Genomic DNA, 12,576 nt, shown 5'->3' on the forward strand with positions numbered 1-12,576 from the left:
TTTTTGCAAATAATCATAGAAAACAGACCGCTTTTGTATTACTAATTTGTACAATTTGTACCATTATTTTTACAGTGAAAATATGTCGTTACAATTTTGTTTTCTTCTGCTAGAATGCACCGCTTTCTAACTTGGAGACAATATGAAAAATAAAATTTTAGGTAGTGCCTTGATTATTGCAGGGACAACAATCGGGGCAGGAATGTTGGCAATGCCACTAACTTCTGCGGGTATGGGCTTTGGAATGACGGTTGTTTTGCTAGTTGGGTTGTGGGGCTTATTAACTTACACAGGCTTACTTTTTATGGAAGTGTACCAAACAGCAAAACAGCAAGATGTTGGGGTAGCTTCTTTAGCTGAACAGTATTTTGGAATGATTGGACGAGTACTGGCGACAGTGAGTTTGTTAGTTTTACTTTATGCATTATTGGCGGCTTATATTACGGGTGGTGGTTCATTACTCTCAGGGGTATTACCGAGTTTTGGCGATGATAGTCATACCTTAAAAGTAGGTATTTTACTCTTTACCTTAATTCTTGGTGCATTTGTTGTTATTGGGATTAAAGGAGTGGACGGTTTAACTCGCTTACTCTTTATCGGTAAGATCATTGCATTTGTATTTGTATTATTGATGATGTTACCAAAGTCAAAATTAGAGAATTTAACCGCAATTCCATTAGATAATTTATTAGTGGTTTCAGCCGTACCGATTTTCTTCACTTCTTTTGGTTTCCACGTCATTATGGGAAGTATCAATAGCTATTTAGAAGCGGATATTCGTAAAATTCGTGTCGCAGTTATTATTGGGACGTTAATTCCACTCACCGCTTATTTATTATGGCAATTAGCCACTCACGGTGTATTAAGTCAAAATGAATTTGTCGCATTGCTTAATCAAGATCCAACGTTAAATGGGCTAGTGAAAGCCACAACACAGATTACAGGTAGCTCAATTTTAGGTGAAATGGTGCGTTTATTCTCATCATTAGCACTAATTACTTCTTTTTTAGGAGTAGCAATGGGGATTTTTGAAGGTGTTGGCGATCTATTAAAACGCTTTAACTTACCAAATAATCGAGTGGTTTTAACCCCATTAACATTCTTGCCACCACTGGCTTTCGCATTATTCTATCCAAATGGCTTTATTGCAGCATTAGGTTATGCAGGTTTACTCTTTGCTTTCTATGGCTTATTGTTACCAATTGCTTTAGCGTGGAAAGCAAGACAATTACACCCAAATCTGCCATATCGTGTTGCTGGCGGCAATGTGGGATTAGCGATTGCTTTTGTAATGGGAATTATCATTATGGTGATTCCATTCTTAATTGAGAAAGGTATTTTACCCGCAGTCGCTGGTTAGTTTTTCATTTATTGAGAGATCCGATCGCACAAGCGGTCGGATTTTTTTATTTTTTTGCAAATAATTTTAGACCTAATAAACATAACTCGGTAGAATGATTCAAGCAGAATAAAAGGCGAAAAAAGTAGAATAAAACGCTAAAAAGGAGAAAAAATGGAAAATAAAAAACTACCTAAAGCCCTTGACGCCATTGATCTAAAAATTCTGAATGAATTGCAACGCAATGGCAAAATTTCTAATATCGAATTATCTAAACGAGTCGGGCTTTCTCCAACACCTTGCTTGGAACGAGTGAAACGTTTGGAAAAACAAAATGTCATAATGGGCTACCGAGCTTTGCTTAATCCAGAATTATTGGAAGCCCCGTTATTAGTTATTGTTGAAATTACCCTTATTCGTGGTAAACCAGATGTATTTGAAGAATTTAATATTGCTGTACAGCAACTTGATGAAATTCAAGAATGTCATCTTGTTTCAGGAGATTTCGACTATCTACTCAAAACTCGTGTAGCAGATATGGCGGCTTATCGTAAATTGTTAGGTACTACTTTACTACGTTTACCAGGGGTAAACGATACTCGCACTTATGTGGTAATGGAAGAAGTGAAGCAAACGAATTATTTGTTATTAAAATAAGGACTTATTGTGATTCAGCGTTTAAAAGGGAAAGATAATATTGTTAAGTTTGTGCTATTACTAATGGCAACGCTAGGTATTTATTTAATTATTGCGTGGGCGAGTTATAGTCCGCTTGATAATGCGTGGTCGGTAGCAAGTAGTGTAACGGAAAGCACCTTAAATAAAACAGGTTTTTTAGGGGCTTGGCTTATTGACGTATTATTTGCAATGTTTGGTAAAGTCGCCTTTATTGTTCCTTTTGCTTTGTTTGGTGTACCTTGTTACTTATTACTTGGGCGTCTATCTTCGGGTCTCGATCTTCGTCATATTGGGCTATGGATACTAAGCTTTCTCTGCTTTATGGTTGGGGTTGCTGGAATTGCTAACGTGCTATTGTCAAATTCAGCTTACTATTTAGCGGGTGGTTTTATTGGGGGGATATTATTCAGTAGTATTGGAGAAACTCTCGGGCAATTTGGGGTATTACTAATTGGTTTAATTTTAACTGTTCTAGGGTTTTATTTCTGTTCAGGGCAAGTATTACTTCAATTATTTAACCGTTTATATGATTGGATCACTGAAAATAAACAATCACAAAGTTCTCAATCTGAAGAATATACAGAATCACAAAATACGGCTGAAACTGATCGTATTCAAGAAGAGATTGATGTTGCATCTCATTCTAAACCGAGTGTCGAAAATCAGCAGTTTACCGATGTGTCTGTGTTTACTCGCCCAACAATTAAGGGCTTAAAAACGGTTTCACCAGAACAATTTACAACAGAACCTGTGGTGGTAGATCAATCTTTAGTAGCTGATGAAATAACAGATGTTTCTTTATTTAAGCCTGAAGTGATACAAGCAACTTTACCTAAAGTTACTGTACCACAATCAACGGCACCATTTACTGAAAATGCTATCAATGAAGAAGTTGTATCATTTGAACAAGCTGAAGAAATAGTGGAAATGCCCCCTAGTGCTTTTCCTAAGGTGCGTTTAAATAATGATAGTTTATTTGTTGCTCCACAGTCGATAGTTGAATTGTCTGAGAATGTGGATATTACTGATGATAAGCAAGAGCTATTCGCAGAGAGTTCTTCTATATCAAAAATTTCAGTTCCGTCATTTGATAATGAACAGGGTGTTAAGCCTAAATTTATGCAACCAGATATACAATCTACAGTATCAGATGTGAATGATGAAAGTTGGTCTGAAACCTATACTCCGAAGGTTGAAATTGTACCGCCTACACAAGCGGTAAGTCCTGTGGAATCTGTTGCAAAAAATATAGGAAATCCGACCGCTACATCATCAGTAAGCTATCCGAAAGGTTATGGAGATTCATTAGTACACCCCCTGTTACAGCGTCAAAAAAGTGTAGAAAAACCGACTACACCATTACCAACCTTGGATTTATTATCACAAGGAAAAGTAGAAACTCAGCAAATTACTGAACAAGAAATTCGTGAAACATCAGCAAGAATTGAGCAAGAGTTAGCTAATTTTGGTGTAAAAGCGACCGTAGAAGATGTACTTGTTGGGCCTGTGGTAACCCGTTATGAAATTTTGCCAGCAGCAGGGGTAAAGGCGACTAAAATCACAAATTTAGATAGTGATTTAGCTCGTTCGTTAATTTTCAAAGCGATTCGTATTACTGATGTTGTTCCTGGTAAACCTTATATGGGAATAGAAACGCCGAATCGTCATCGTGAAACTGTATGGCTGCGTGATGTGCTAAATAGTGATGCGTTTCGTCATAGTAAAGCGACTTTACCTATGGCATTAGGAAAAGATATCAGTGGGGAGCCTGTTGTTGTTGATATGGCAAAAATGCCCCATTTACTTGTTGCAGGACAAACGGGCGGTGGTAAGTCCGTTGGGGTAAATACAATGATTTTGAGTTTATTATTTAAACTCACTCCTGAACAAGTTCGTTTTATTATGATCGACCCTAAAGTTGTGGAGCTATCTATTTATAACGATATTCCACATTTACTTACTCCCGTAGTAACCGATATGAAAAAAGCAGAAAATGCGTTGCGTTGGGCAGTGGAAGAGATGGAACGCCGTTACTTACTGGTGAGTAGTTTAAGTGTACGCAATATTGAAGGCTATAATGACAAGATCAAACAGGCGGAAGAAATGGGCTTACCGATCCCAAATCCATTGTGGCGACCAGGCGATACAATGGACGCTCTACCACCACCATTAGAGAAAATGAGTTACATTGTTTTAATTGTTGATGAGTTTGCAGATCTAATGATGTCCGCAGGTAAGCAGGTTGAAGATCATATAATGCGAATTGCTCAAAAAGCACGAGCTGTCGGGATTCATTTAATTTTAGCTACTCAACGCCCATCTACGGATGTGATTACAGGGGTAATTAAAGCGAATATTCCAAGCCGTATAGCCTTTACGGTGGCAAGCCAAATTGACTCTCGTACTATTTTAGATAAAGGTGGTGCAGAAAGCTTATTAGGGCGTGGTGATATGCTTTATTCAGGTGCGGGAAGTCCTGAAATTATTCGTGTTCACGGTGCCTTTATGAGTGATGAAGATGTGCAACGAGTGGCAGATAACTGGCGAGCCAGAGGAAAGCCAAACTATATTGATAGTATTGTGGCATCTCAAGAAGATGACAATGAAGAGGGTGGTATGCGTAGTAGCAGTGAGTTAGATCCACGTTTTGACGAAATCGCTCAATTTATGATTGATGGTGGAGCGACTTCAATTAGCGGTATTCAACGCCGTTTCTCTCTTGGTTTTAACCGAGCAGCTCGTATCATCGATCAGCTTGAAGAACAAGGGATTTTATCTAGCCCTGATAGTCGTGGTAAAAGAGAAGTTTTGGCTCGTTAGTTCCAGTATGGAAAATACAAGCGGTGAGTATTAGTAAATTTTTACAATAATCTGACCGCTTGAAATTTAAAGGTTGGACTGATAACTGAAAAATAAAAATAGTTAGGAAAGATATGCGCTTAGATAATGAAAGAGAAAGCCGAAACGTAGAAGATCGCCGAAGTCAATCAAGTTATGGTAGTCATCGAATGCCTGTTGGTAAAAAAGGTGGATTGCTTGGTTTTATTATCCTGTTAGTCGGTGCTTATTATGGTATCGACCTTTCTGGTGTTGTTGGTTTCGGACAAGAAGAGAATTATCCACAAACTCAGCAAACTCAAAATATTTCCGCTGAAGAAGCAGAACTTAATACACTCTCTCGTAAAGTGCTTTATACCACTGAGAGAGTTTGGGGAGAGTATTTTCGTAAAAATGGTTTAACTTATCGAGAGCCGACTTTAGTGCTATATCGAGGTGCAACATCAACGGCTTGCGGCACAGGGCAATCAGTAATGGGACCTTTTTATTGTCCTGCGGATGAGAAAATTTATCTTGATCTCTCTTTTTATGACGATATGAAATATAAGTTAAAAGCCGCAGGAGATTTTGCTTTCGCTTATGTGATTTCTCACGAAGTTGGGCATCATATTCAACATCAGCTAGGTATTACAGCTAAAACACAACAGGCACAACGTAATGCAAGTAGCCGTAGGGATGCAAATCAGATTTCAGTGAATGTTGAACTACAAGCTGACTGTTTTGCTGGTGTTTGGGGACATCAAATTTAAAAAGAAGGAAAACTGGAAGACGGTGATGTAGAGGAGGCTTTCTTGGCTGCGGAATCTATCGGCGATGACCGATTACAAAAACAGAGCCAAGGTCGAATTATTCCTGATAGTTTTACACACGGCTCTTCTGCACAGCGTTTAGCTTGGTTTAAAAAAGGATTGCAGTCAGGCAACCCAAATGTCTGTAATACATTTGTGCAATAGATTAAAAAATAATCTTTTGTATCACTGTACTATTAAAATAGTACAAAATAGTTTGACAATAATAAGGGATTATTCTACTTTATTGCCATCTAAATGACGGGTAGCAAGTTGCTATTTGTTAAAGGGATTTATGATTAACTTTATTTAAAGAGATGTTGTATGACTTATAGAAACGATGATGTCCGTATCAATAATATTGAAGAATTATTACCACCAGTTGCTTTATTAGAACGTTTTCCTGCGAGTGATATTGCTGCCGATACGGTATCGAAAGCACGTTCTGCGATTCATAAAATTTTACACGGTGCAGATGACCGCTTATTAGTTGTAATTGGGCCTTGCTCTATTCACGATCCAAAAGCAGCATTAGAGTATGCAGAAAAAATTCGTGGAATGCGTGCAAACCCCAAAATCAACCAAAATTTAGAAGTGGTAATGCGAGTTTATTTTGAAAAACCGCGTACAACAGTTGGCTGGAAAGGTTTGATTAACGATCCTTATTTAAATGAAACCTTTGCATTAAACGATGGTTTACGCATTGGGCGTAAAGTTTTATCAGATATTAACGATTTAACTGTTCCCGCTGCAGGTGAATTTTTAGATATGATCACTCCACAATATGTTGCAGATTTTATGAGTTGGGGAGCGATTGGTGCGAGAACAACTGAATCACAAGTCCATCGTGAATTAGCATCAGGGCTTTCTTGTGCAGTAGGTTTCAAAAATGGTACAAATGGCGGGGTAAAAATCGCTTTAGATGCCATAGGTGCAGCAGAAGCTCCTCACCATTTCTTATCGGTAACAAAATTTGGACATTCAGCGATCGTTTCTACGCAAGGTAATCCTGATTGTCATATTATTTTACGAGGTGGAGATAATGGTACAAACTATGATGCAGAATCTGTTGCTAAAGTTTGTGCAGATATTGAAAAATCTGGTCGCCGTCCGCACGTTATGATCGATTTTAGCCACGCAAACAGCCAAAAACAGTTTAAACGCCAATTAAATGTAGCGGATTCAGTTTGCGAGCAGATTGCTAACGGTTCAAACTTTATTTCAGGCGTAATGATTGAAAGTCATTTAGTTGAAGGTCGTCAAGACTTAGTAACTGGGAAAGAATTAACCTACGGACAAAGTATTACTGATGGCTGTATTGGTTGGGAAGATAGTGAAAAAGTATTATTCCAATTAGCTGAAGCCGTTGAACAGCGTCGTAAATTAAATGGATAAATAATTAAGCTGCTTTTATAAGGATAGTCAGATTATTGGCGAACTTATTTAGTGTAGGGTGGGTCTTAGCCCACCACAGATTATTGACAAAGTTTTTTATTCGGACGCACTCAGTGCGTCCCTACAAAGTAAATTAATATTATTGTGTAGGGACGCCACGCTGGCGTCCGTTTATTGAATACAACAAATTAGGGCTTGTCATCAGTCTGAGTGCTTTTTATAAAAGTAGTGCTTTTTGAGTAAGATAATGAAAACAATTTTAGCCTTAGATACAGCCACTGAAGCCTGTTCAGTGGCTTTACTACATCAAGAAAGTATTTCTACTTTAGATGAACTTAGCCCAAGAACTCATACACAACGTATTTTACCGATGATTGATGAGTTATTAACACAAGCCAATTTAAGCATAAAGCAAATTGATTTACTCGCATTTGGGCGTGGTCCTGGGAGTTTTACGGGGGTACGTGTAGGCGTTGGTATTGCTCAAGGTCTAGCTTTAGGTGCGGAATTACCCGTTATTGCGGTATCAAATTTACTAGCAATGGCAGAATGTGCTTATCAGCAATTAGGCAAAACGGAAGTAGTAGCTTTAATTGACGCTCGAATGAATGAAGTTTATTTTGCTCAGTTTAGTCGTAATGAAAAGGGGTGGGGTGAAGTAGTGGCTGAACAAGTTTGTCCACCTGAAAAAGCGATAGAACAAATTCAAATAGAGCGAGATCCTATCGTGGTTGGAACAGGTTGGGCTGCCTATTCGCAATTTAGTGAATCAAACTTACCGCTTGTCGTAAGCGATATTACCTTACCCTCTGCCCGTTATATGCTTTCTCTTGCCGAACAAGCCTATCAGCAAGGGAAAACACAATCAGCAATGGAGATCGAGCCTGTTTACCTTCGTAATGAAGTTACTTGGCAAAAACTCCCACATAAGCGGTAAGATTACATCAATTTTTGGCTATATCATCAGTATTTTTCCCCTCTTTTTTAATAAAGTGAGAGGGGGGTGTGAGCTGTATAAGTCCCTATTCTGATAATTTGATTCCGTAAAAGGCAGTATAGCCAAATGGACTTTGTGTGAAACCTTGAACCCTCTTACTTAGAGGAACGTAATTGATTGAGTGAGCTAGAGGAATAATTGGTGTATTCTGTTGGAAAATATCTACAGCTTGTTGATAGAGTTTAATACGCTCAGCTCGATCTTGTGTTTGAACTGCTTGGTTTAGCAAGTTTTCAAAGGTATCATCAGTCCAACGTGAATAGTTAGTACCTGGAATATTTGACTTACTTAGTAGTGGGAATAAGAAATTATCAGGATCACCATTACGGCTTGTCCAACCGTAAGTGCCAGCAAAAAATTCTCCTTCACGAGTCCGTTTATTAAAGTCAGCCCATTCGTGTGTTACCAATTTTGCTTTAACGCCAATTTTTGCCCAGTCAGCCTGAATAATTTCAGCTGTACGGCGTGGATTAGGGTTAGATGGGCGAACTACTGGCTGAACCCAGATTTCTGTTTCAAATCCATCAGGATATCCTGCTTCTGCGAGTAGTTTTTTTGCTTTGTCTAAATTAAATTCATACTGTTGTAGGTTAGAGTTATAACCGAGAACAGCATCAGGAAAAGGATTGGTGGCTACACTTCCTCCCCCTTGATAAACCGCATCAACTATTGCTTTTTTATCAGTAGCGTGCTGCAATGCTTGACGAACTTTCACGTTATTTAGTGCATCTTTGGTTGTATTTAAACCAATGTAGGCTAAATTTAACCCTTCACGCTCAAGTAAATTGATTTTGGGATCTTGTTTCATTTGTGCGATGTCTGAAATATTAGGGAAATCAATCACATCACATTCCCCAGCTTTTAATTTAGCATAACGAGTTCCTGCATCAGGGGTAATGCTGAAGATAAGGCGTTCTATATCAGCTTTACCTTTCCAATAATCTTTATTGGCTTGATAGCGTACTGCGTGGTCTGTTTGGTAAACTTGAAATACAAATGGGCCTGTTCCAATAGGTTGTTGGTCTAATAATTCAGGTGTATTTTTCTCAAGTAGCTGATCTGCATATTCTTTAGAATAAATAGATAAGAAATCCATCGCAAGCGTGGTAATAAAAGGGGTATTGGGTTGGTTTAAGGTGATTTTGACAGTGTAGTCATCAATTTTTTCTACATTATTTAGAATATTGTGTAAGTTCATCCAGTTAAAATAGAAATATGTACCTGCTGAAACTGTATGGTAGGGGTGATTTTTATCTGCTTGTCGTAGAAAAGAGAAAATTACATCATCTGCATTAAGCGTTCGAGTAGGTGAAAATATTTTGTTGGTATGGAATTTAACATCTTTACGCAAATGAAAAGTGTAGGTTAATCCATCTTCACTGATTTCCCAACGTTCAGCTAAACTTGGCTCAATTTCCAAAGTACCTGCTTTAAACTCAACAAGTCGATTATAAACCTGCTGTGAGCTTGCATTAAAATCGTTAGCATCATTTGTTATAGCTGGGCTAAGTTTCATTGGTGGTGTAGCAATACAGTTTACTAATGTATTAGCAGGTGCAGAAAAAGCAAGAGATGCTGAACCTAGTAAACCTAAAGATATAACTAATTTAGAAAAATGCATAAACCTAGTTCCTTAATGTTTTAATAACTAAAAATTATATGGAAATATACAGGCTATTTTGAAAATTAAAATAACAAAACTAAATAAGTAATAATGAATTAGTATTAGAAGATGTGAAAGGTTAAATTGAGGTTTATAGAAGACCACGATTTGTGATCTTCTATTCCTTATATCAGTTATATGAAAAATGTTACTATTTACTCAAACAACGCTGCGTGTAATGCACGAATAATCTCGTCTGCTTCGTGGTTTTGAACTAATGTACAAACATTATTCGTGCTTGCACCATAGCTAATTAAACGAACATTATAAGGGGCTAGCGTATCAAATAACTGTTTAGCAATACCCGATTGCGTGTGCAAATTGTTACCGATAATAGCCACTAACGCTAAATCAGTTTCTACTTGAACATTGCAATATTGACGAAGTTCGGTTAGTAGCTCTTCAGACAACATATCTGCTCCAGAAGATGCCGAACCTGTTTTATCCAACGTAATTGCAACGCTTACTTCCGAAGTTGTGATCACATCAACTGAAATTTTATGTTTAGTTAAAATAGCAAAGACATTCGCTAAGAAACCTTGAGCGTGTAGCATACTTAAACTAGAGAGTGTTAGTAGAATTTGATTACGGCGTAATGCTAATGCTCGGAAAGTTGGGCGTGGTTGCGGATCACGCGTTACCCAAGTCCCACCTTGTTCAGGAGCTTTACTTGAACCCACATACACAGGAATGTTGCTACGTACTGCTGGTAATAATGTTGCAGGGTGAAGTACTTTAGCACCAAAAGTTGCCATTTCAGCTGCTTCGTTGAAACTAATGGTATCAATACGTTTAGCCATAGGAACAACACGAGGATCGGTTGTATAAATACCAGGAACATCTGTCCAAATTAACACATCATTTGCGTTTAATACTTCTGCTAATAATGCCGCAGAGTAGTCGCTACCACCACGTCCTAGTGTAGTTGTTTTCCCCTCATCATCACGCCCGATAAACCCTTGTGTAATCACAATTTTACCCTCAGCAAGTAACGGTTTTAATACGGCATCGGTTTGTTGTTGAGTTTTTTCATCATTCGGTGCAGCTTTACCAAAATGGCTATTTGTAGCAACAACGTTACGCACATCAACCCATACTGAGGGATAATTTCTTTCTGCTAGTAATTGCGTAAAAATACGGGTGGACATCATCTCACCGTGGCAGATCAGCTCATCAGTTAGTGCTGCAGAAGTCGCTAAGCTAGCAGATTCCGCTAACCCAGTAATATGCTGTAAAATATCTTCAATTTGTCTTGAAACAGCATCAGGTTGTTGTAATTTATTGATAATATTATATTGAATAGCACGAACCGCATCTAAAATTTCACTACGGCGATTAGCATCGCAACCATTTGCGAGTTCAACTAAGTAGTTTGTAACGCCAGCAGATGCGGAAAGAACCACAACTTTTGTATTAGCATCTGCTATTACAATGTTTGCACAGGCAGACATTGCGTCAAAATTAGCCACACTAGTACCACCAAATTTCGCCACAGAAAGATGAGACATATTAGAAATTTCCTATATTATAAAATTGAATTGTGTTTACAAATGCAAGAGATGAGAATAAAAACAGGAAAAATGTAGGTAGTAAATTGTTGGGAAACAAATTTAAGAGCACTCCATTTAAAACACCTTGTTTTAAACGACAGCTGATAGGATTCAACCTGCTCAGCCGATGTTCATTCCTATTCTAGTGAATTCACATCTCGGCAATCATTCCCATCGCTTACCCTCAAACGGTCTAGTTCCCTAAAGTAAGTTACCTGAATGTTGCGCCTCTCCCGCTATAATGTCAGTTTAAGCAATTATAACTTTCTTCCGCTTAACAGCGGAAAACGTGCATAGAAATAACTTTTTATTATTTCAATGTCAAATTAAATTTATTGAACAAGGTTTAAAGAGAATACAAGCGGTTAAATTTCGCCCGTTTTTTGTAAAATCTGCTTTGGAGTTGATAGAAGGGCAGATAGAATAGATAAATTATTCTTCTTTGAAGCAGGAAAGCAAAATGAAATTGAGTAAAGCCATTATTATGGCAAGTTTATTCGTAGCCGCAAATCTAGCGTCTGCAACAGCTTGGGAAAAAATTAGTGTACCAGTACAAGGGAAAGCACAATCTATTGGTGGATATAGCAATGGTTGTATTATTGGGGCTCAACCGTTAGCCTTGAAAGGTGAAGGTTATCAAGTTATCCGCTCAATTAAAAACCGCTATTATGGACACCCACAATTATTGAGTTATTTACAATCTTTAGGACAGAGAGCTAAAAGTGCTGGGGTTCCACCTATTTTAATTGGTGATATGGGAATGCCAGCCGGTGGGCGTTTTTCTTCAGGACACGCAAGCCATCAAACAGGATTAGATGCGGATATTTGGTTGCGTTTTGGACCGATGGACGATGCAACAGCACGTAACCCTGCAGGGTTAGCAACTATTATGGTGGATCGTGCATCAAATGTAGTTGATGAACGTTTATGGACAGCAAATCACACTAATTTATTAAAATTAGCGGCAACAGATCCACGAGTAGATCGTATTTTTGTGAACCCTGCAATAAAAGTGAAATTATGTAATACTGCAGGTAAAGATCGTGAGTGGTTGCGTAAGATCCGCCCTTGGTATGCTCACGACTCCCATTTCCACGTGCGTTTAACTTGCCCAGCAGATGCTCCAAATTGTGAAAATCAAGCACCTGTTCCAGCTGGAGATGGCTGTGGAGATGAGCTTTATTCGTGGTTTGAACCCGCTAAGCCATCAACATCTAAACCGAAAGATAAAACTTTGCCACAACCACCACAACTTTGCCAAATGATTTTATCTTCACAAGGGGTAAACTAAATATTATTGAATACAAGCGGTAAGATTTTAGGAAATT

General features: G+C 38.2%; 8 protein-coding genes, 1 pseudogene and 1 riboswitch. Of the genes and pseudogenes, 7 read left to right on the plus strand and 2 right to left on the minus strand.

Going from position 1 to position 12,576, the window contains the following annotated elements; genetic code table 11:
- The first annotated feature begins 142 nt into the window (after positions 1 to 142).
- From ACWIW0_RS08755 to tsaB, 6 genes and pseudogenes are all read left to right on the plus strand, one after another.
- Entirely contained in the window at positions 143 to 1,360 is a 1,218-nt protein-coding gene (locus tag ACWIW0_RS08755) for an aromatic amino acid transport family protein (protein ID WP_454453008.1), read from the plus strand.
- Between the two features lie 153 nt (positions 1,361 to 1,513).
- A complete protein-coding gene (gene lrp, locus ACWIW0_RS08760) occupies positions 1,514 to 1,996 on the plus strand; it encodes a leucine-responsive transcriptional regulator Lrp (RefSeq protein WP_157394610.1) in 483 nt (160 codons plus the stop codon).
- Between the two features lie 63 nt (positions 1,997 to 2,059).
- Positions 2,060 to 4,837: a DNA translocase FtsK gene (locus ACWIW0_RS08765; RefSeq protein WP_454453036.1), complete on the plus strand. Its 2,778-nt coding sequence runs from the start codon at positions 2,060 to 2,062 to the stop codon at positions 4,835 to 4,837.
- A 113-nt stretch (positions 4,838 to 4,950) separates the two neighbouring features.
- Positions 4,951 to 5,808, plus strand: a pseudogene (ypfJ, locus tag ACWIW0_RS08770) (KPN_02809 family neutral zinc metallopeptidase).
- Positions 5,809 to 5,967: 159 nt separating this feature from the next.
- Positions 5,968 to 7,038 carry a 3-deoxy-7-phosphoheptulonate synthase AroG gene (aroG, locus tag ACWIW0_RS08775; protein WP_454453009.1) on the plus strand — a complete coding sequence of 357 codons (1,071 nt, stop codon included), beginning with the start codon at positions 5,968 to 5,970 and terminating at the stop codon, positions 7,036 to 7,038.
- A gap of 244 nt (positions 7,039 to 7,282) precedes the next feature.
- Positions 7,283 to 7,975, plus strand: coding sequence for a tRNA (adenosine(37)-N6)-threonylcarbamoyltransferase complex dimerization subunit type 1 TsaB (tsaB, locus tag ACWIW0_RS08780; protein WP_454453037.1), 693 nt, complete (start codon positions 7,283 to 7,285; stop codon positions 7,973 to 7,975).
- 85 nt (positions 7,976 to 8,060) lie between these two features.
- Here tsaB and ACWIW0_RS08785 read toward each other — a convergent pair whose 3' ends face one another.
- Entirely contained in the window at positions 8,061 to 9,656 is a 1,596-nt protein-coding gene (locus ACWIW0_RS08785; protein ID WP_454453010.1) for an ABC transporter substrate-binding protein, read from the minus strand.
- Between the two features lie 197 nt (positions 9,657 to 9,853).
- Positions 9,854 to 11,206 (minus strand): lysine-sensitive aspartokinase 3, encoded by a 1,353-nt coding sequence (gene lysC, locus ACWIW0_RS08790; RefSeq protein WP_454453011.1) that lies wholly within the window; start codon positions 11,204 to 11,206, stop codon positions 9,854 to 9,856.
- A gap of 98 nt (positions 11,207 to 11,304) precedes the next feature.
- Positions 11,305 to 11,489: riboswitch (Lysine riboswitch) on the minus strand.
- 219 nt (positions 11,490 to 11,708) lie between these two features.
- Here lysC and mepA point away from each other — a divergent pair.
- Entirely contained in the window at positions 11,709 to 12,539 is an 831-nt protein-coding gene (gene mepA / locus ACWIW0_RS08795; RefSeq protein ID WP_454453012.1) for a penicillin-insensitive murein endopeptidase, read from the plus strand.
- Positions 12,540 to 12,576 lie beyond the last annotated feature (37 nt).

The sequence above is a fragment of the Ursidibacter sp. B-7004-1 genome (assembly GCF_053654055.1).